This is a genomic window from Pseudomonas sp. MPR-R2A5 (genome assembly GCF_058793055.1).
This window is the reverse complement of record NZ_JBXAFK010000010.1, coordinates 111124-131146: the sequence shown is the minus strand read 5'-3', so window position 1 is coordinate 131146 and position 20023 is coordinate 111124. Positions and strand designations below refer to the sequence as shown.

Annotated in this window: 19 protein-coding genes; 11 read left to right on the top strand and 8 right to left on the bottom strand. The window is 58.1% G+C overall.

The genetic code is table 11. The annotated features are described in order from the left end of the window. Window positions 1-180 precede the first annotated feature (180 nt). The 6 genes from AC1Q6I_RS10495 to AC1Q6I_RS10470 all read right to left on the bottom strand — a co-directional run bounded on the left by AC1Q6I_RS10495 (window position 181) and on the right by AC1Q6I_RS10470 (window position 5600). Complete coding sequence (locus AC1Q6I_RS10495) at window positions 181-1404, bottom strand: hypothetical protein (RefSeq protein ID WP_102624146.1); 1224 nt, start codon at window positions 1402-1404, stop codon at window positions 181-183. 457 nt (window positions 1405-1861) lie between these two features. After that, a complete protein-coding gene (locus AC1Q6I_RS10490; protein WP_102624147.1) occupies window positions 1862-2074 on the bottom strand; it encodes a hypothetical protein in 213 nt (70 codons plus the stop codon). Next, window positions 2071-2340 (bottom strand): hypothetical protein, encoded by a 270-nt coding sequence (locus AC1Q6I_RS10485; RefSeq protein ID WP_102624148.1) that lies wholly within the window; start codon window positions 2338-2340, stop codon window positions 2071-2073. The genes AC1Q6I_RS10490 and AC1Q6I_RS10485 overlap by 4 nt, the downstream gene beginning before the upstream one ends. A gap of 58 nt (window positions 2341-2398) precedes the next feature. Beyond that, the gene (locus AC1Q6I_RS10480; RefSeq protein WP_102624149.1) at window positions 2399-4648 is read right to left on the bottom strand and encodes a tape measure protein; all 2250 of its coding nucleotides are present in this window, start codon (window positions 4646-4648) and stop codon (window positions 2399-2401) included. Continuing rightward, window positions 4645-5055, bottom strand: a complete 411-nt coding sequence (locus AC1Q6I_RS10475) for a hypothetical protein (protein ID WP_146015732.1) — start codon at window positions 5053-5055, stop codon at window positions 4645-4647. Before AC1Q6I_RS10475 ends, AC1Q6I_RS10480 begins: the two co-directional genes overlap by 4 nt. Continuing rightward, window positions 5055-5600 (bottom strand): hypothetical protein, encoded by a 546-nt coding sequence (locus tag AC1Q6I_RS10470; protein WP_146015733.1) that lies wholly within the window; start codon window positions 5598-5600, stop codon window positions 5055-5057. The genes AC1Q6I_RS10475 and AC1Q6I_RS10470 overlap by 1 nt, the downstream gene beginning before the upstream one ends. An 866-nt stretch (window positions 5601-6466) precedes the next feature. On the opposite strand from AC1Q6I_RS10470, the gene AC1Q6I_RS10465 reads away from it, so the two are divergent. The 3 genes from AC1Q6I_RS10465 (at window position 6467) to AC1Q6I_RS10455 (ending at window position 8158) form a co-directional block, all read left to right on the top strand. Beyond that, window positions 6467-6949 carry an LEA/WHy family protein gene (locus AC1Q6I_RS10465; RefSeq protein ID WP_024073865.1) on the top strand — a complete coding sequence of 161 codons (483 nt, stop codon included), beginning with the start codon at window positions 6467-6469 and terminating at the stop codon, window positions 6947-6949. Next, complete coding sequence (locus tag AC1Q6I_RS10460) at window positions 6946-7152, top strand: SEC-C metal-binding domain-containing protein (RefSeq protein WP_034137262.1); 207 nt, start codon at window positions 6946-6948, stop codon at window positions 7150-7152. The genes AC1Q6I_RS10465 and AC1Q6I_RS10460 overlap by 4 nt, the downstream gene beginning before the upstream one ends. 361 nt (window positions 7153-7513) lie before the next feature. Beyond that, on the top strand, window positions 7514-8158 hold the full coding sequence (locus AC1Q6I_RS10455; protein ID WP_069075398.1) for a glutathione S-transferase N-terminal domain-containing protein: 645 nt from the start codon (window positions 7514-7516) through the stop codon (window positions 8156-8158). A gap of 226 nt (window positions 8159-8384) precedes the next feature. Here AC1Q6I_RS10455 and AC1Q6I_RS10450 read toward each other — a convergent pair whose 3' ends face one another. Both AC1Q6I_RS10450 and AC1Q6I_RS10445 read right to left on the bottom strand, forming a co-directional pair. Continuing rightward, window positions 8385-9203 (bottom strand): helix-turn-helix transcriptional regulator, encoded by an 819-nt coding sequence (locus tag AC1Q6I_RS10450; RefSeq protein ID WP_102624151.1) that lies wholly within the window; start codon window positions 9201-9203, stop codon window positions 8385-8387. Window positions 9204-9208: 5 nt separating this feature from the next. Next, entirely contained in the window at window positions 9209-9748 is a 540-nt protein-coding gene (locus AC1Q6I_RS10445) for a kinase inhibitor (RefSeq protein ID WP_102624152.1), read from the bottom strand. A 619-nt stretch (window positions 9749-10367) separates the two neighbouring features. Between AC1Q6I_RS10445 and AC1Q6I_RS10440 the strand changes: the two genes are divergently transcribed. The 8 genes from AC1Q6I_RS10440 to AC1Q6I_RS10405 all read left to right on the top strand — a co-directional run bounded on the left by AC1Q6I_RS10440 (window position 10368) and on the right by AC1Q6I_RS10405 (window position 20004). Next, window positions 10368-12809 (top strand): penicillin acylase family protein, encoded by a 2442-nt coding sequence (locus AC1Q6I_RS10440; protein WP_102624153.1) that lies wholly within the window; start codon window positions 10368-10370, stop codon window positions 12807-12809. A 135-nt stretch (window positions 12810-12944) separates the two neighbouring features. Continuing rightward, window positions 12945-13949 (top strand): ligase-associated DNA damage response exonuclease, encoded by a 1005-nt coding sequence (locus tag AC1Q6I_RS10435; RefSeq protein WP_024073859.1) that lies wholly within the window; start codon window positions 12945-12947, stop codon window positions 13947-13949. Beyond that, complete coding sequence (locus AC1Q6I_RS10430) at window positions 13946-15580, top strand: ATP-dependent DNA ligase (RefSeq protein WP_102624154.1); 1635 nt, start codon at window positions 13946-13948, stop codon at window positions 15578-15580. The genes AC1Q6I_RS10435 and AC1Q6I_RS10430 overlap by 4 nt, the downstream gene beginning before the upstream one ends. Before the next feature lie 245 nt (window positions 15581-15825). Continuing rightward, window positions 15826-16605: a transporter substrate-binding domain-containing protein gene (locus AC1Q6I_RS10425; protein ID WP_024073857.1), complete on the top strand. Its 780-nt coding sequence runs from the start codon at window positions 15826-15828 to the stop codon at window positions 16603-16605. A gap of 57 nt (window positions 16606-16662) precedes the next feature. After that, entirely contained in the window at window positions 16663-17391 is a 729-nt protein-coding gene (locus AC1Q6I_RS10420; protein WP_024073856.1) for an ABC transporter permease, read from the top strand. Further along, window positions 17388-18098 carry an ABC transporter permease gene (locus tag AC1Q6I_RS10415; protein WP_024073855.1) on the top strand — a complete coding sequence of 237 codons (711 nt, stop codon included), beginning with the start codon at window positions 17388-17390 and terminating at the stop codon, window positions 18096-18098. Before AC1Q6I_RS10420 ends, AC1Q6I_RS10415 begins: the two co-directional genes overlap by 4 nt. A gap of 9 nt (window positions 18099-18107) precedes the next feature. Next, complete coding sequence (locus tag AC1Q6I_RS10410) at window positions 18108-19226, top strand: succinylglutamate desuccinylase/aspartoacylase family protein (protein ID WP_024073854.1); 1119 nt, start codon at window positions 18108-18110, stop codon at window positions 19224-19226. A gap of 13 nt (window positions 19227-19239) precedes the next feature. Further along, window positions 19240-20004: an ABC transporter ATP-binding protein gene (locus AC1Q6I_RS10405; RefSeq protein WP_024073853.1), complete on the top strand. Its 765-nt coding sequence runs from the start codon at window positions 19240-19242 to the stop codon at window positions 20002-20004. Window positions 20005-20023: the final 19 nt, after the last annotated feature.

Here is a 20023-nt window from a genome sequence, read left to right as displayed (position 1 = left end):
TGGCATTCAGCACAGTAGAGAACCTACAAACTGCCGCGCTCGGATTTGGCTCCGCGACACCACAACCCACGCTGGGACAGATTCTCACCGTTGGGTTCATGGCAGGCATTTTCATTGGAGGAGCCACCTTTGGAATCTTACACGCCTTTGAATGGGTCTACCGGGGGTTTCGCCCATTGCCTACTGCTCCCACGGAAGCGGATCAACCGCCACCGGTTGACGCACCAGAGGCATCACCGGAACCACGTCTGGCACTGAGTCATCTAGAGATTCAGCAAAGCCCATCAGTCTCTCCAGCACCCTTGCGGGAGCCTGTGCAGCGGGAATGACTGGTGTTGCTGTTTGCTTGGATGAAAAGGTAAACACAATAGGGGCGTATGCCGGGATGCGTTCGCCACGATCCGTGATGCTTGTGTGGCGGGCAATGTATTCATCTAGGACGCCCTGGATAGCTTCGACAGGCTGGCCGTGTAACAGGTCAAAGACTGCCTGTTGCTCCAGAGCGTTGAGGCTGACCCTACTCAAGTGCTGTGACGTAAACGGGGCCACACGCTTGCGAAGGATGCCCAAGACAACGGCTAGTTCTGGTCGGTATGTGGAGTGGCGCTCAAGCTCCAGTAGGAACACGTCAGAGGCTGTGTAGGTGGTGGTCTTCACTACAAAAGCCGTACCCCCCTCCTTTCCCTCCAATGTCGCCTTGAGAGCCCTCAGGGCTTGGGTGGTCATGCCGTCAAGGCTGTCTAGGTGATCGCGGTGCTCTGGCACAGTTGGGTCTAGGTGATCCTGTAGCCACGATGTCAGGGCATGACGCTGGGTTGACTGGATCTTGGCGACCTTCACCAGGTCGGCTACTACATCAGGCCCAAGGAACCTGATGATGCGTTCTACCGTTTGTTTACGGGGGGCGCCCTTCTCTACAGCATGTTTGGATACCAAGGCGCTACGACTGATGCTCAGGCCATGGCCGTAGTGTTTCGTACCGTGGGCGCGGTTGAGGTTAGTCGGCGCTACTACAAGGTTTTCAGCGTGGTATAGGCCCATGAAGGCGTGGCCTTGCACCGGGGCAATGTGGCTGATCTCAAAGTCTTTGGTCTGGCCGTATTGGTTGGCTTTGAGCTTGAGTTTGTAAACGTCGTGCAGGGCTAGCAATGATTCAACTGTATGGCCGGTTAGGATTTGCAGGGTTCCTGCACGTTCGCATTCGTAGGCCAAGTGGTACAGGAATGCGGAGTTGGTTGCTCTGGCAAGGCGTGTAGTTCGTCTCTTGGTGGAGGCGGCGAGTTGTTTGCACTGGCGGGTGCAGTAGATGGCTGTAGCGCTGGTTGTGCGAAAGCGTTTCTTGCAGTGCTTACATACAGGTTGGCGTTGAGTCTTAGTTGTCTTGCAGGGTGTTGCTAGCTTCATTAATGGCTCCCTCAGGGTAAGCGGTATGTGATTTCTTGGTAGTGGGATCTTCTGCTGTTGCCGCGTGGCGGCAAGATGTGGAGCAGAAAGGTTTGAACTTCGTAGAGAGGAACACGTGGCCGCAATGGCGGCAGGAGAGTGTTTTACTCATAGTTGGTTTACCTCTGGAGTAGAGTAATGTCGTGTGCTTCCGCACACTAAAAAGTGGCTACAGCCCTTGTAATACGTGGCTTGTGGGGCGTAATGACGGAATCATTTCATTACTAGCGATGGGCGGAGTTTGTTAGTTATGCCGAGAACGCCTGTAACGCCGTATCGAGGTCTCGCTCAAGCGTCACTAACCAAACTGTGGCGCCCCTGTCATCAAGGGCGACATGGCGATACACGGGCCTATGAAGCCTTTGCGACAGTGCATAAGCGGCGCTCATTGCTAGACTTGCGTCATGGTAAACTTGGTTCATGGATTCTCTCCACTAGGTGGTGGGAGTCGGTGATCACTTAACACAGATACCCAGCAAAGTTGTTCAGGCATGCCCATCAAGATGGATTGCCAAACAGTGTCAGCGACACCGGGTAACTGCTGGGAAACTTGTTCGCCGTAAACTTCTGCCACATACTGTTTAGTAGCAGCGTGGTAATCCGCCTGCAAAGCGATTTGTTCGTATTTCATTTCGTTCCTCCTGTTGATTGACGTAGCTGCTTGGCAACCTCTAGCTCTGCAAACTTCCTTGAACGGGCAAGGTCTTCTTGCTGCCAGTCAAACCAATTATTTCTAAGACTGTCAGCCTGATGTTCAACATAGTTGTGGAGTTGTTTCGCCGTAATGGCTGACATATACCCGTTACGAATAATGCCGTACGTGGTGACGCCGATATTGCACAATGTGATTACAATGCCAGTGACAAGCAATCGCTTGATAAACTTTAATTCAGGCACAGGGCCTCCGTGGACTTGCTGGATACATGGAAGGGGGGAAGCCTGTTGTCAGCAGGCTCTACATTGCTTCTTTAGGCAGGTAGGCTTGGAACGTCTTTTGAATCTCTTCGCGAACTTGCCCACTTACAGCGGCACCAATAGCCTCTGGGGAGGCATCTGTTTTTGCGTTAATGGTTACTTCAACATGCACGGGAGCGTCAATATTGGTGGTGTTGGTAACGGCACCGCCTTTATTGGGTTGATCATCGGCAATCATTTCACCCCTACTTCCCGGCGTAGAACGTGATGCTGTTGCAACTGCTTGAGCTGCAACTTTGGCAACTGCATTATTTGGATCTGACTGGCTCAGCAAGTCCTCAAGATGACGACCAAAGTTTGGCAGGCTCTTGGTGTTCAAACCTGACATATCCAAGGCTGGAATTCTTGGATCGAGTGGAGCGTGTTGCTCGTCAAACCCAACTTGATCCCAACGCTTGCGGTTATCGTTGGCAATTTGCTGCAAATCCTTGCCAACCCCAAGGAGGCGCCAGAGCTTCGACACAGGATCACGCGCCTGCTCATCAAGGCGTTGCTGAACCGAACGGGAATCGTTGCTGCCAGCGGGCAAAGTGAGAACTCCGTCTACACCAGCGTTGCCGATCTGACGGGCTCGGTCTTCTGGTGTCATTCCCTCACCGGTGGGAGTTTTACCCACGGACATACGCAGTACGGATGTAGCGAGCTTGTTTAGCGCGATATCCAGTTGAACAGCGGTCTCCTTGAGGGGCTTCATAGCCTCGTTAAGGTCCATTTCAGACTTCAAACGCTCGTTGATGGCCCCAATCAACTCTGGATTCTGGTCCAAACCTTGTTGCTGTAAGAACTGGGCGTTGGACAGCCTCGTGGCGTTGGAATCAATGCTCCCGCTCTGTCGGGCGATAGCGTCGGCGTTCTCTTTTACAAACAGCTCGATACCCTTCGTGAAGTCCTCAGCCTTGAGATTGCCAACTGTGGTGCTCGCACGAAAGTCTTTTTCCAAGTTGCCGTCCAAGGCGTGCTTGTTACGTGCTGCCCACGCCCTACGAATTGGCTCTACCAGTAGCGGAGCAGCTTCGCTGAAGTTATTCAGGTCTTCACGGTCGCTCTGTGATTTGCTGGCAATTTGCTGGAGCTGCAAGTTGGCACGGCGCTGTTCCTCGGCAGTCATCCCAGCACCACGGAATGCCGCTTGGCGGGTCTCGTAGGTGCCTGTGGCCTGAGTCAAGCTACGACCACGTGCCACCTCGGCCATCAGGAACGTACGGTATGCCTTCGCAGACTCAAGGCTGGCTTCGGTGCCGTATTTCGCATTGATCCGTAGCCATTCAGACTTAGCAAATTCAGCATTTGCAGGGTTCTTGCCACCGGCCTGGGTGAGCACGTTTTCAAGTTGCTGACTCTCACTGACGCGGCCTTGCACAGCCTCCATACGAGCGCCTAAGGCACTGATAGCGCCCACAATGGCAGCCACGCCAGCGGCGGCACCGCCAACAGCCAAAGCGCCTGTACCAAGCCCAAGGAAGCCCGTAGAGGGTGCTGGTTTGTTACGGTTGGCCTCCCATTGAGCCTGTCGGGTTTGAGCCCACTGGAAGCGCTCTTGCCGTTGCTGGTGTGCAACATCCTGACGATGTGCCCGCACCTTGGCGGCAGCTTGCGATTCGACAAACTTTTGAGCTTGTCGCTGACCTCGTTCACGGGCTTGCACCATGGCTTGCTCAATACGAGCAGTGGCGCTCATGGTGCGTTGCTGCTGGGCCTGTAGAGCAAGGGTGCGTTGCTGCTGGATGGCAAGAATTGACTCGGCTTTCACCTGACGAGCCTTGGCCTGTGCCAGTGCATCCTCGTTCTTGATTGCCAAGCCCTGTACCTTGAGTTTCGCTGCTTGGGCGGCGTGTTCTTTGGCTGCGAGAACGGCCAAAGCTTGCTTGTCTCGGATGGCGGCGCTACTGAGAAATGCCAACTCTTTCTGTCCGGCAAACTGCAATTTCTGGCCCTGTAGTTCAGCCGTCAGCGTGGCGCGACGTGCCTTCTGGACAAGGATCTCGCCTCTCAACTCACGATCAAGTGATGTACGTACTTGCTTGTCGAGTTTTTCACGGGCAGATGCATCTACTTTGAGCCCAATCTTGGCGCCCATCTTTGCAGAGAGCGCTTCGGCTTGTTTGCCCACTCGCTGCATGGAAGCCTCGGCAGTTTTCAACATGCCTAGAAAGCGCTGTAGACCAGTTGAGTCGACTTTGAAAAACAAACTACCAGTTAGGCGTGCGATTTCTTCGTTGTGACCACTCATGGGTTGGTCCCTCCAAAGCTATGCTCTACTTGCGTAGTTACATATTGGCGTAGTTGTCGCTCCACATGAGTCTGGAAGGATTTAGCACCCATACCTTCATAAACGATACTTCCAGATTCAAACAATCCAGACATGCGACCATGGGCCAGGAACAGTTCAACATGCGCAATTACAGGGCGAGTGCCAGCAATTGCAACGGTTATGCTTCCATCTTTGCAGCGAAACCACAAAATACGGTAACTCTTCTCACTGTAAATGCGTTGAACCACCTCCTTGAAGTTTCCAAGGATACGTTTGATATCGAGGGATGTATCGGATTTGAGTTTGAAAATGATTCTGCGTGGAGCGGGTTCTGCAAGTCTTGCGATACGCGACGCCAGTTGTACCGGTACTACGGGTTTTTCCATCAGCGCTTTCCTCGGGCTGGAGCGGTCTTTGTAATTTCTGCTGGTTGGGGGGTGAAAGCTTCACGAATCTGTTTCTCAACAAGAGCACGTTTCTCTGCCTCAAGTGCTGCTTTTGCACGCTCTTCGCGAGCAGCGTCAACACGAAGTTGAGCGTCAACTTGCTGTTGGATGAACTGTTCATTATGCTCTTCGATTTCAGCATGGTACTTGGTGGCTTCGTCTTTGGCGATTTGCTCAAGTGCAGCCTGGATAACTTGCTCTGGCTTGTAGAAGTAGATATCAAAACGTTCGTGATCGACCTGTACTACTGACAAGGGGTGCGGGGTATACCCTCGCTGAATTTGGTCCAGATAAGTTGGCAAGATGTCCAGAGGTGTAGAGCATTGAACTACTTCCGTACCACCGTCTACAAACTTTGAAACGGCTCTCCCGCTAACTGGATCTGTAGCAGCAAAGTGATCAATACCAGATTTTCTGTCTCGGTATCTTGCCTGTGCGATTTCGATGCGAACCTTAAGTTCTTGTGCGTCAATTTGTTTTAGCATAGTGATTCTCCTGTGGGGGCTGGTTGTGCGTTATAGATGATTTCAAGCATGGCGGGCGTGAGTGCGTCATACACCATCGCCTCTAGAGTTTCTTGCGTTAATACTGGGTTGATATCTCGAAAGATAACTTCGAGTCGCCCAACAACCACTCTTCGCTCAGTAACTTTCCGAATACGATGATGCTGGGACTTACAAGCGGCGCTGCAATACACTCCGCGAGAATTCTTTGAATCGAACGTTGCACCGCAGTGGATACAAGCACGTTTTACTACGGCCATATGGCTCCTTCTGAACTAGGCGATTTGGGTGAGGGGATGTTTTAGTTGGAACTGAAACGAACTGAGAAATAGCGCGGACAAAAAGAAGGCGGGGTAGCTTGAAGGCGCCCCGCCTTAGTTGTGTTGCGAATTTAGATGCTCATTCCCTAAGCCCAGAGCGGGGGCCGACCGGGGTGATAAATCCGACCTAACAGGTTTCGGCCAACGCACCTGCTAAGCGTCTGGACGGCATGGATACCGGGCCGGGGAAGCGAACTCTGACGAGACCGCTAGGAGAAAGGAGGAGTACAACAGAGACCCCATAGAAAGAATCTCTTAATCTACAACTCATTATAGCATGAATTTCTTGAAATACAATCCCCCCACCACAAAAACGTCACATTATCAACACTAAGTGTCGCCAAAATGAAACTATTTGCTACCTATTTGTGGTAGTGAATCGTCAGAAAAACGAGTTGCTTGGATGGGCAAGTGGGTGAAGGTATGGTGAGAGTGATTCAACTGCCGCAAATCACTTAGTAGTTTTTTGTTGCATAACATCAAGAAGTGCTGCGCCAGCTACCTCTAACCCCATGACAGGACAGCGCCATGCACCGGATGTACAGCTTAATGCTGGCGTTGACCCTCACTCTGACGGGCTGCGCCTCCTGGTTTGAAGACGACTCGCCGCCGCCCCACGTCTCCCTGGTGAAAGTGGAGGTGGTACGGGCCAAGTTGCTTGAGCAGAAATTCAAGCTGTATTTCCGCGTGGACAACCGCGACGACGCAGACCTGACCGTGCGCGGCCTGATCTACAAGGTCACCCTGGGCGACTTTGTGCTGACCGAGGGCGAGTCCAATGAGTGGCTCACCGTACCGCCGCGCGGCCACGCGTTCTTCAAGGTGTCGGTGCGCACCAACCTATGGCCGCAGATACGCGATGTGGTGCAGATGCTGAAAAAACCCGACCAGCCCGTGCCTTATCGCCTGGACGGCGAGCTGAAAACCGGATTATTCATCGAGTATGACGTGCAGGTGGCCCACAATGGCGAGATAATACCCGGCGATTTTATTCCGGAGCGACATCGATGACTCAGCAACCCCATGTCCATGGTCCTGACTGCAACCACGATCACGATCACGATCATCATGATCACGACCACGGCCATGTCCACGGCCCGAACTGCGGCCACGCTCACCAGGAGCCAGTGCGCAATGCGTTGAAGGACGTTGGTCGCAACGATCCGTGCCCATGCGGCAGTGAGAAAAAATTCAAGAAGTGCCACGGGGCGTAAGCCGCGCGGTAGCCCCAAATGTGGGAGCAACTGTCCTGGTGGCTTTAGAGAGTCACTCCCTGCGAGGGGCAGCAAAACTCCCACATGCTTGACGGCGCTCCAAGTCCAGGACTTGCGCTGGCACTGCAACCCCCTCCCCCCGTCTCCCGACGAATCAAGCTCCCCCCCATGTGCCCAGGCAATGGAGGCGCCCCCACGCTTTCAGCCGAAGGCTATGGTGTGCTACGCGCAACCGCCACTGCGGGCGTGGGCAGACAGCGCAGCCTGAAAGGCTTCTAACCTTAGACGTAAATGTTTCATTGAATTATGACCCGTCGATCATCACCTATACATGCAGGCATTCGCTCATTTGGAGAGCTTCATGATCGACCTGTATTACTGGACCACCCCTAACGGTCACAAAGTATCGCTGTTCCTGGAAGAAGCCGGGCTGCCCTACAAGGTGCACCCGATCAACATCGGCCAGGGCGACCAGTTCAAGCCTGACTTCCTGAAGATCGCTCCCAACAACCGCATCCCGGCCATCGTCGACCAGAACCCGAACGACGGCGGCGCGCCGATTTCACTGTTTGAATCCGGTGCAATCCTGCTGTACCTCGCGGAAAAAACCGGCCAGTTCATTCCCCAGGACCTGCGCGGTCGCCAGGAAGTACTGCAATGGCTGTTCTGGCAAATGGGCGGGTTGGGGCCGATGGCGGGCCAGAACCATCACTTCAGCCAATTTGCACCGGAGAAGCTCCCCTACGCGATCAAGCGTTATGTGGATGAAACCGCGCGTTTGTATGGGGTACTGGATCGACGCCTGGCGGATCGTCCGTTCGTGGCGGGTGAGGCCTACAGCATTGCCGACATGGCCATTTACCCCTGGATCGTTTCCCACAAGTGGCAGAGCCAGCGGTTGGAAGATTTCCCACACGTTCATCGCTGGTTCAACAGTATCAAGGAACGCCCGGCAACCCTGCGCACTTACGAACTGGTGCAAAAGGTCAACCCGCCCAAGTCCTGAGCATTATTCTTGAAACCCACCCGGTCACATGTGGGGGCCTGCCCCGGATAACCATGGGTATCCACGAAAGCTTTGTAGCAGCCGACGGTAAGCTGCTACAAAGTTTTGCCACTTCAGGCACGGGTACTTGGATTGCCCTGGCAACGAATCGGTGCAGTTGGAACGGCAAGCTGAGCAGGCGCTTCACTCGATTGGCGGGCTGTACGAAGCAGGGGAAGGAAAATGCTCAAATCGCCGCCCGCAATTCACGCGGTGACAGGCCATAGTGTGAGCGAAAGCGCACAGCAAAACGTGAGGCCGAGGCATAACCGCAGGCGCCGGCAATTTCACCGATCGGGCGAGAAGTCGTTTGCAACCGTTGCAATGCTGCCGACAGTCGAACGCCCTCCAAAATATTCCTGAAACTATTACCCTCTTTCGCCAGTTGGCGGCGCAATGTCGACATACCCAGGTTCATGTGTTGTGCGATGCTCGCGACCGTCCAGTCTCTCTCCGGCCTGGCCATTACCAGTTGCTGCACACGTTCACACAGTGGATCGTTGCGCCCCATCAGCAGAGGCCCGACCTGGCCGCCAAGGCATAGGCTCAGAAGAACCGCTTCCCCATAATGTGTGCATAACGCCTGTGGGGCGTTCCCATTGATGGCGGCCAACAACTGCTCCCATGCCTGGGTTGTGTGCCTGTCCAGAGGAACGCATAGATCGGTCTTCAGTGCACCGCGCCCGCTCATAATCTGCTGGCTATATCGGGTGCTGAAGTTACGTAATGTCGAGACGGGAAAGGTCACCGCATCGGCGATGTAGTGACCGTGAGGGCCAGGAAAGTTGGAGATACCAAGCTCGCGCCCGGCCGGCATCAGAATCAGATGCTGAGGCCCCGCGCGCATCTCCCGGTCATCCCATTGCAACAGTTTTTCCCCCTGTCGCACTCGACACAAGGTGGTCACGAACACCGGCACCCTTGGCAAGGTGAGGGGTTGTCGCGCCCGTATGACACATGCATCGATAATGTTTTCCCGGTGCTGTATGCCGTCACAAGGGCGCATCGTTCTTAACGTCCGTACGTTGAAGTAATGGTCGCTTTGGCCAGGACGTTGGCGTTGAGCATGTAACCTACCAACGCCCCGCTGGCCTGGTTGTCGAGCGGTAGCTTATCGGCTTTCAATGCCCATACGGTGAATTGATAGCGATGGGGTTTATCTCCGACAGGTGGGCAAGCGCCACCGAACCCCGGCTGGCCATAATCGGTTCGCCCTTGTACGGCACCTGCGGGCAAGTTCGCCCCTACACCTCTTGGCAAGCTATGGGTGGAAGCTGGCAGGTTAACCACCGTCCAATGCCACCAACCGCTACCGGTGGGTGCATCGGGATCGTAAACAGTGATCGCGTAGCTTTTAGTCCCTGCGGGGGCGTTTTGCCAGGAAAGCTCAGGAGACGTGTTGCCACCTTCGCACCCGAAGCCCTGGAACACTTCGCGATTGGTCAGCGGACGATTGTCAGCAATATCCCGGCTGGTCAGTACGAAATCGGCAGCGTATCCACTGAATGTCACTGCCATGGAAAGTGCAGGCAGGATTAATCTGATTTTCATCGCAACTCCATCTGAGTCCTAAAGTGAAGCTCGAGTCTAGGTTGAGCAAAGCGTGGTTACTGTGCCGAAACGCTCGATAACAGTGCCGAAATGCTCAATTGCTCTGGCTCTGGCTCTGGCTTTGGCTTTGGCTTTTGATCTTGATCTTGATCTTAGGCGCCCCGTTAAACCACGCTGGCCGAACGCAGGCTTGAATCCGTGGGTAACCCGGCAGGACGCCGGGTTAGCCGTCCTGGGCCAGGGATGGCCCATGACGGCGGCCCACGGATTCAAGCCTGTGTTCGGGCACACCGAGCCTAGGCGAGGTGCCGAGTGGTGGGGCAAGAGCCCTTTTGGTTACTTTTGGCTGGGCCGGCATCCCGGGCTCTTTTCCAAAAGTGACCCGCTGTAAGAGCGGAACCCTAAGTCGCCGTTACCGCAGCAATGGATATGTCCCCATTCCCCCCAGGCCCAAAGGCCGCTATCGGGGGCGCAAGTCGAATCGTCACACCGCCCCTCCCACATTTGATTTGAACAGACTCAAGATCTGACGCTTTCCCCAAACTCCCGCTTGCGTCGTATCGCCGCGCTCACTAACGTAGCGCCTTTACTGACGCTACCCCCCCGCAGGAGCTTTGCCATGGCCTCGCCAGCCCTCTCACATTTTCTTCCCCGGTTCGGCGTTGCCGCGGCAGTGGCCAGTGCCTTGGGCCTGGCCGGTTGCCAGCTCCAGAGCACCCAGGACACCCTGCCCCCCGTTGCCGGCGTGCAGCCGCTCAAGGGCCTCGCGCAGAACGTTTCGATACGCCGCAATGCCCAGGGCATGCCGCTGATTGAAAGCAACACCTTCCACGACGCACTGTTCAGCCTCGGCTATGTACACGCCAGCGACCGGATCACCCAGATGGTCACGCTGCGCCTGCTGGCCCAAGGCCGCCTGGCGGAAATGTCCGGTGCAGACGTGCTGGATGTCGACCGCTTCATGCGCGCGGTCAACCTCAGGAAAAGTGCGGGCGAGCTGTATAACGCCTCGTCGCCGCGCCTCAAGCGTTTCTTTGAAGTGTATGCCCGTGGCGTCAACGCCTACCTGTTCCGCTACCGCGACAAGCTGCCGCCGGACCTGGCCCAGACCGGCTACAAGCCCGAGTACTGGAAACCGGAAGATTCGGCGCTGTTGTTCTGCCTGCTGAATTTCAGCGAGGCAACCAACCTGCAGGAAGAACTGGCGTCCCTGGTGCTCGCCCAGAAAGTCGGCGCCGACAAACTCGCCTGGCTCACCCCAAGCGCACCGGATGAACCGATCCCCCTGGCCGAAGCGGAGAAACTCAAGGGCGTGAACCTCAGCCAGATCACCGGCCTGGCCGGGCTGGACACGGTCAGCCAGCAATTGAGCACACTCAATTCCCTGGCGGTGACGACTTCAAGCAACTGGGCCATCGGCCCGCAACGCAGCCGCAGCGGTAAAAGCCTGCTGGCCAACGACCTCGCGGCCCAGCCGCAAGCGCCTTCGCCGTGGAACTACGTGCAGATCCGCGCCCCGAAATACCAGGCGGTCGGCGCCTCGATCGCCGGTCTGCCAACTCTGTTGTCGGGGTTCAACGGCAAAGTCGCGTGGAGCATGAGCGCCGTCAAGGGCGACACCCAGGACCTGTTCCTGGAGAAGGTCAAACGCCAAGGCAGCGCGCTGTACTACGAGAACAACGGCAAATGGCTACCGGCTGGGGTGCGTAACGAAACCTTCTTCATCAAGGGCCAACGTTCGATTCGCGAAGTGGTGTACGAAACCCGCCACGGCGCCCTGCTTAACAGCAGCCAGGCACTGACCAGTGGTTTTGGCCTGGCCTTGCAAACCGCCGACTTCAAGGACGACAAAAGCCTGGACGCGTTCTTCGACCTGTCCCGTGCACAAAATGCCGGCAAAGCCTCGGACGCGACCCGCGAGATTCGCGCCATCGCCTTGAACATGGTGTTCGCCGACGCCAGCAACATTGGCTGGCAGGTCACAGGCCGCTTCCCCAACCGTCGCGAAGGCGAAGGCCTGTTGCCCTCGCCGGGCTGGGATGCGCGCTTCGACTGGGACGGTTACGCCGACGCCATGCTGCACCCGTACGACCAGGATCCGGCCCAGGGCTGGATCGGCACCGCCAACCAGCGCACCGCGCCGCGTGGCTATGGCATGCAATTGTCGAACTCGTGGGATGCGCCGGAGCGCAGCGAGCGCCTGGCGCAACTGGCCAATGCCGGCAAGCATGACAGCCGCAGCATGATTGCCATGCAATACGACCAGACCACCACGTTCGCCACCAAGCTCAAGAACATGTTCCAGGCACCGGGCATGGCCCAGCCCCTGAAACAGGCGATCGATGCATTGCCAGCCGCTGAACAGGCCAAGGCGCGGGAAGCGCTGAATCGCCTGATGGCCTTTGACGGTCGCCTGGCCCCCACCTCCGCCGACGCGGCGATCTACGAGCTGTTCCTGCAGGAAAGCAGCAAACAGATCTTCCTCGACGAACTCGGCCCGGAAAACAGCGCAAGCTGGAAAGCCTTTGTCAGTAACGCCAGCTTGTCCTACGCCGCCCAGGCCGACCACCTGCTGGGCCGCGAAGACAGCCCGTTCTGGGATGACGTGCGCACCACGCAAAAAGAAGACAAACCGGCGATCCTCGCCCGCAGCCTGGCCGCCGCGATCACGGCCGGCGACAGCCAGTTGGGTAGTGATCACAAGGCCTGGCAATGGGGCAAGCTGCACAGCACCACCTGGAAAAACACCAGCGGCCAAGTGATTCGCGGACCACTGGCTTCCGGTGGCGACCACACCACCTTGAACCCGGCACCGTACAGCTGGGGCCAGGATTTCAACACCACCCAGGTGCCGGCATTGCGCATGATCGTCGATTTCGGCCAGGCGGAACCGATGATGGGCCAGGGTGGCATTGGTCAGTCCGGCAACCCCGCCAGCCCCCACTACGCCAACGGCATCGACGCCGCGCTCAAGGCGCAATACCTGAGCTTCCCGATGCAGCCGCAGAACTTCGATAAGGTGTACGGGAAGGCCAGGTTGACCCTGACCCCAGGCAAGTAAACGCTTCAAAATGTGGGAGGGCCGGTGCGACGATGCGACTTGCCCCCTCCCACATTTGCCCCCCATGCATTCAGATAGAACTTCTGCGCTGCCCCCTGCCTCCTACTGATAAGCCCATTGCCCCCGGCACGCCCCATGGACCTTGTCATCGCCCGGCCCGAAGGCCTCTACTGCCCCGCCGGTGATTTCTACATCGACCCGTGGCGCCCGGTGGAACGCTCGGTCATTACCCACGCCCACGGCGACCACGCCCGAACCGGTAACCAGCACTACCTCGCCGCAGGTCCCGGCGAAGGCATCCTGCGCTCGCGCCTGGGCCAGGACATCAACCTGCAAACCCTGGCCTACGGCGAGCCACTGGTGCATCACGGCGTCACCTTGAGCTTCCACCCGGCCGGGCATGTGCTTGGGTCCGCCCAGGTACGCCTGGAATACCAGGGCGAAGTCTGGGTGGCGTCCGGCGACTATAAAGTCGAACCCGATGGCACCTGCGCGCCATTCGAGCCAGTGCGCTGCCACACCTTCATCACCGAATCCACTTTTGGCCTGCCGATCTACCGCTGGCAGCCCCAGGCGCAGATCTTTGCCGGCATCAATGATTGGTGGCAGGCCAATATCGCGGCCGGCAAGGCCAGCGTGTTGTTCTGTTATTCCTTCGGCAAGGCCCAACGCATCCTGCACGGCATCGACGCCAGCATCGGTCCGATCCTCAGCCACGGCGCAGTCGAACCGCTGAACCGGGTGTACCGCGAAGCCGGTATCTACATTCCCGAAACCCTTTACGCCGGCGACTTCAAAAAGACCGACCCGTTGCTGCGCCAAGCCCTGATCATCGCGCCGCCCTCCGCCGGCGGCAGTAGCTGGATACGCCGTTTTGGCGAATACAGCGATGCCTTCGCCAGCGGTTGGATGCGCCTGCGTGGTACACGGCGGCGGCGCGGGGTGGACCGGGGTTTTGTGCTGTCGGACCACGCCGACTGGCCCGGACTGTTGTGGGCCATTGAACAAACCGGCGCCGAACGGGTAATGGTCACCCATGGCTCCGTCGGCGTTCTGGTGCGCCACCTGCGGGAAAAAGGCCTGGACGCCCAGAGCTTCAGCACCGAATACGGAGATGACGAAGAAGAGACCACGCCATGAAAGCCTTTGCCGAGCTGTACGCCAACCTCGACGCCACCACCTCCAGCAACGCCAAGCTTGCCGCATTACAAGCCTACTTCCTGCAGGCCCCGCCCGAAGACGCCGCGTGGGCGGTGTATTTCCTGTCCGGCGGGCGTCCTCGGCAATTGGTACCCACCCGCCTGCTGCGAGACATGGCCACCGAAGCCTCAGGGATCGCCCCGTGGCTGTTTGAGGAAAGCTACCAATCGGTGGGTGACCTGGCCGAGACGATTTCGCTGTTATTGCCAGAATCGGCCTACACCTCCCATGACGGCCTGGCGGTGTGGATCGAAGAAAAGCTCCTGCCGCTGCGTGGCCTGTCGCCCCAGGACCTGGCCGAACGCTTACCCGCGTTGTGGGCGCAACTGGATCAACCGAGCCTGATGGTGTGCGTCAAGTTGATCACCGGCAGCTTTCGCGTGGGGGTGTCCAAGTTGCTGGTCACCCGCGCCCTCGCCGCCCTGGCTGATCTGGACAGCAAGCGCGTGGCCCAGCGCCTGGTGGGCTACACCGACCTGTCCAACCGGCCGACGGCCGAAGGCTACCTCAAGCTGATCGCCGCCGAATCGTCCGACGAACATGCCCAACGGGGCGGACAGCCCTATCCGTTTTTTCTCGCCCACGGACTGTCTCAGCCGGTCGAGCAATTCGACACCCTGCTCGGTTCGCCCGCCGACTGGCAGGTGGAATGGAAGTGGGACGGCATTCGCGCGCAACTGGTCAAGCGTGAGGGCCGCCTGTGGATCTGGTCCCGGGGTGAAGAACTGGTGACCGAGCGTTTTCCCGAACTGCACAGCCTGGCCAGCGGCCTGCCCGATGGCACGGTGATCGATGGTGAGATCGTGGTGTGGAAGGACGCGGTGCAACCGTTCGCGCTGCTGCAACAGCGCATTGGCCGCAAGACCTTGAGCAAAAAAGTGCTCGACGATGCTCCGGTCGCGGTCCTGGCCTACGACCTGCTGGAGCATCAGGGCGACGACTGGCGCAACCAACCCCAGGCGGAACGCCGCACCCAACTTGAACGGCTGATTACCCAGTGCAACCAACCCGTGCTGCTGGCATCGCCCTTGCTGACGGGTACCACCTGGCAGGACCTCGCCCAGCAACGCGAAGCCTCCCGCCAGCTTGGGGTGGAAGGCATGATGCTCAAGGCGCGCGAAGGCCTGTACGGAGTAGGCCGCACCAAGGACATGGGCGTGTGGTGGAAGTGGAAAGTCGACCCGTTCAGCGTCGATGCGGTGTTGATCTATGCCCAGCGCGGCCATGGTCGACGCGCCAGCCTGTACAGCGACTACACCTTTGCAGTATGGGACGGCCCGGCCGGCAGCGAACGCACCTTGGTACCGTTCGCCAAGGCGTATTCAGGATTGACCGATGAAGAAATGCGCAAGGTCGACGCCATCGTGCGCAAGACCACTGTGGAGAAGTTCGGCCCGGTCAGCAGCGTAACGCCAAGCATGGTGTTCGAGTTGGGGTTCGAAGGCATTGCCCTGTCCAAGCGGCATAAGAGCGGGATAGCAGTGCGGTTCCCGCGGATGTTGCGCTGGCGCCAGGACAAGGCGGTGGATGAGGCGGATAACCTTGCCACCCTGCAGGACTTACTGGCCTGACGCAGAACACCTGTGGGAGCTAGCGGCCACCCACAATGGGATCTGCAAATGTTCCGAAATGGTGCGCTCAGTTTTCAATGCCCATTTTCGGGCATCTCCTATACTTATAACTCCCTCTTCCCACCTTTTAAAACGATCATTCGGAACTATGGTGCAGAAATTGCTACTTGTGATCCGTCTGACACCGTTCAGTAACAGTCCTAAACGCGCCACAAGCGCTTATCTTGGTTTCCAGGGATTACATAATGAAAAAAGCATTGCTGACCCTTTCTGCACTGGCTCTGTGCATGGCCGCCGGTACCGCGCTGGCCAAGGAATACAAGGAACTGCGTTTTGGTGTCGATCCTTCCTACGCGCCGTTCGAGTCCAAAGCTGCCGACGGCAGCCTGGTGGGCTTCGATATCGACCTGGGTAACGCGATCTGCGCCGAACTGAAAGTGAAGTGCAAGTGGGTCGAAAGTGATTTCGACGGCATGATTCCGGGCCTCAAAGCCAACAAGTTCGACGGTGTGATTTCCTCGATGACTGTCACCGAGGCCCGTATGAAGGCCATCGACTTCTCCAACGAGCTGTTCTCCGGCCCGACTTCGCTGGTCTTCAAGAAAGGCGCCGGCTACTCGACACCAGAGTCGCTCAAAGGCAAATCCGTGGGCTACGAGCAAGGCACCATCCAGGAAGCCTACGCCAAGGCCGTGCTGGATAAAGCCGGTGTAACCACCAAGGCCTACGCCAATCAGGACCAGGTTTACGCCGACCTGACCTCCGGTCGCCTCGACGCGTCCGTGCAGGACATGCTGCAAGCCGAACTGGGCTTCCTGAAGTCACCAGCCGGGGCGGGCTACGAAGTCAGCGCAGCCATCGATGACCCGTTGCTGCCGTCGAAAACCGCGGTCGGTATCAAAAAAGGTAACACTGAACTGAAGGCCCTTTTGGATAAAGGTATCAAAGCGTTACACGATGATGGCACCTACGCCACCATCCAGAAGAAACACTTTGGCGATCTGAACCTGTACAGCGGCAAATAATGCCTGGGGCGCCCCTTCGTTGAAGGGGCGCTTTTTTATCGCCATAGGTCCTGATTTATGTTCGAAGATCTGTTGCAAACCCTCGGGCTGAGCGCATTCAGCTTGAAGGGTTTCGGCCCGCTGTTGCTGCAAGGCACCTGGATGACCCTGAAGCTATCGGTGCTGTCGTTGGCCGTCAGCGTGTTGCTGGGCTTGCTCGGTGCCAGTGCCAAACTCTCCAGCCTGCCCTTCCTGCGCATCCCCGCCCAGCTCTACACCACCCTGATTCGCGGTGTACCCGACCTGGTACTGATGCTGCTGATTTTCTACAGCCTGCAAACCTGGCTGACCGGTCTTACCGACTTCATGGAATGGGAATACATCGAGATCGACCCTTTCAGCGCCGGGGTGATCACCCTGGGCTTTATCTACGGTGCCTACTTCACCGAGACGTTTCGCGGTGCGATCCTCGCCGTCCCCCGCGGCCAATTGGAAGCCGCCACGGCTTATGGCCTCAAGCGCGGGCAACGTTTCCGCTATGTGACCTTCCCGCAGATGATGCGCTTTGCCCTGCCGGGTATCGGTAATAACTGGATGGTGATGCTCAAGGCCACCGCGCTGGTGTCGATCATCGGCCTGGCCGACCTGGTCAAGGCTGCCCAGGATGCCGGCAAGAGCACCTATCAACTGTTTTACTTCCTGGTGCTCGCTGCGCTGATCTACTTGCTGATCACCAGCGCATCGAACTTTGTCCTGCGTCGTCTTGAACGTCGCTACTCCGCAGGCTCACGGGAGGCCGTGCGATGATCGAACTCTTGCAGCAATACTGGCGCCCCTTCCTTTACAGCGACGGCCAGCACATTACCGGCCTGGCCATGACCATGTGGCTGCTCAGCGCCTCGCTGGTCATCGGCTTCCTGGTGTCGATCCCGCTGTCCATCGCCCGGGTATCGCGCAACCCGCTGGTGCGCTGGCCGGTGCAGTTCTATACCTACCTGTTTCGGGGCACGCCGCTGTATATCCAACTGCTGATTTGCTACACCGGCATCTACAGCATTGCCGCCGTGCGCGCGCAACCGGTCCTTGATGCGTTCTTTCGCGATGCAATGAACTGCACCGTCCTGGCCTTTGCCCTCAACACCTGCGCCTACACCACGGAGATCTTCGCCGGGGCGATCCGCAGCATGGCCCACGGCGAAGTCGAAGCGGCCAAGGCTTATGGCCTCAGCGGCTGGAAGCTGTACGCCTATGTGATCATGCCGTCGGCGTTGCGTCGCTCGCTGCCCTACTACAGCAACGAAGTGATCCTGATGTTGCACTCGACCACAGTGGCCTTTACCGCGACGATCCCGGACATCCTGAAAGTCGCGCGGGACGCCAACTCGGCCACCTTCATGACCTTTCAATCTTTCGGCATCGCTGCGCTGATCTACCTGACCGTGACCTTTGCCCTGGTCGGTCTGTTTCGTCTGGCGGAGCGCCGCTGGCTGGCGTTTCTCGGGCCGAGTCACTAAGGAGCCTTCATGCGTCATCAGATTCATGAGCTGATCGCGCCAGTGCCCGGCACGGCGCGGCAGATTCACAGCTTTCATTTCGGCCCGGAGCAGGCCGAAGGCAAGATCTACATTCAGTCGTCGCTGCATGCCGACGAGCTGCCAGGCATGCTGGTGGCCTGGCACCTCAAGGTGCGCCTGGGGCAGCTGGCGGCGGCCGGCCGCTTGCGCAGCGAAGTCGTACTGGTGCCCATCGCCAACCCGGTGGGCCTGGAACAAGTGCTGATGGATATCCCGTTGGGCCGTTATGAACTGGAAAGCGGGCAGAACTTCAATCGCCTGTTCGTCGATCTCAGCGAAGACGTGGGCAACCAGGTCGAGGCCTTGCTGGGCGATGACCCGCGGCACAACGTCGAACTGATCCGCACCGCGCTGTCCACCGCGTTGGCCGCGCAAAACGCCGAGACCCAATTGCAATCCCAGCGCCTCGCACTGCAACGCCTGGCCTGCGATGCGGACATGGTGCTGGACCTGCATTGCGACTTCGAAGCCGTGGCGCACCTGTACACCACGCCAGAAGCCTGGCCACGGGTGGAGCCGCTGGCGCGCTATATCGGCTCAGAAGCCAATTTGCTGGCCACTGACTCCGGCGGACAGTCCTTCGATGAGTGTTTCACCCTGGTGTGGTGGCAGTTGCAGCAACGCTTTGGCGAACGCTTCCCGATTCCCATGGGCAGCTTTTCGGTGACGGTCGAGTTGCGCGGCCAAGGTGACGTCAACCACGGCCTGGCCCGCCTCGATTGCCAGGCGATCATCGACTACCTGATTCACTTCGGTGCGATCGACGGCGACGTCGCCCCGCTGCCCGACCTGCCCTACCCGGCCACGCCGCTGGCGGGCGTCGAGCCTGTGGCGACGCCGGTGGGCGGCTTGCTGGTGTTCAGTGCCTTGCCGGGCGAATACCTGGAGGCCGGGCAACTGATTGCCGAAATCATCGACCCCATCACTGACCGCGTAACGCCGGTGCACTGCCAGCAGGCCGGCCTGCTTTACGCCCGTTCGCTGCGACGCATGGCCACTGCGGGGATGGTCATCGGCCATGTCGCAGGCTCAGAGGCCTACCGCAGCGGCTACCTACTTTCGCCTTGAGGATGCATGCCCCATGTACAAACTGACCGTTGAAGGCCTGCATAAAAGCTATGGCGACAATGAAGTGCTCAAAGGTGTCTCGCTCAAGGCCAAGACCGGTGACGTGATCAGCCTGATCGGCGCCAGCGGCTCGGGCAAGAGCACCTTCCTGCGCTGCATCAACTTTCTGGAAACCCCCAACGACGGCGCCATGACCCTCGATGGCAAGCAAATCCGCATGGTCAGCGACCGCCACGGCATGCGCGTGGCCGACGATGCTGAGCTGCAACGCCTGCGCACGCGGCTGGCAATGGTGTTCCAGCACTTCAACCTGTGGAGCCATATGAGCGTGCTGGAGAACATCACCATGGCCCCGCGCCGGGTGCTGGGTTGCAGCAAGAAGGACGCCGAAGACCGCGCCCGCCGCTACCTGGACAAAGTCGGCCTGCCGGCGCGCGTGGCCGATCAATACCCGGCGTTCCTCTCCGGCGGCCAGCAACAGCGGGTAGCGATCGCCCGTGCGCTGGCGATGGAGCCGGAAGTGATGCTGTTCGACGAACCCACCTCGGCCCTCGACCCCGAGCTGGTGGGCGAAGTGCTGAAGGTGATCCAGGGCCTGGCCGAGGAAGGCCGCACCATGATCATGGTCACCCACGAGATGAGCTTTGCGCGCAAGGTGTCGAGCCAGGTGCTGTTCCTGCACAAGGGCCTGGTGGAGGAGGAAGGCGCCCCGGAGGATGTGCTGGGCAATCCAAAGAGTGAGCGCCTGCAGCAGTTCTTGAGTGGCAATTTGAAGTAAACCTTTGCGATGCCTGGAG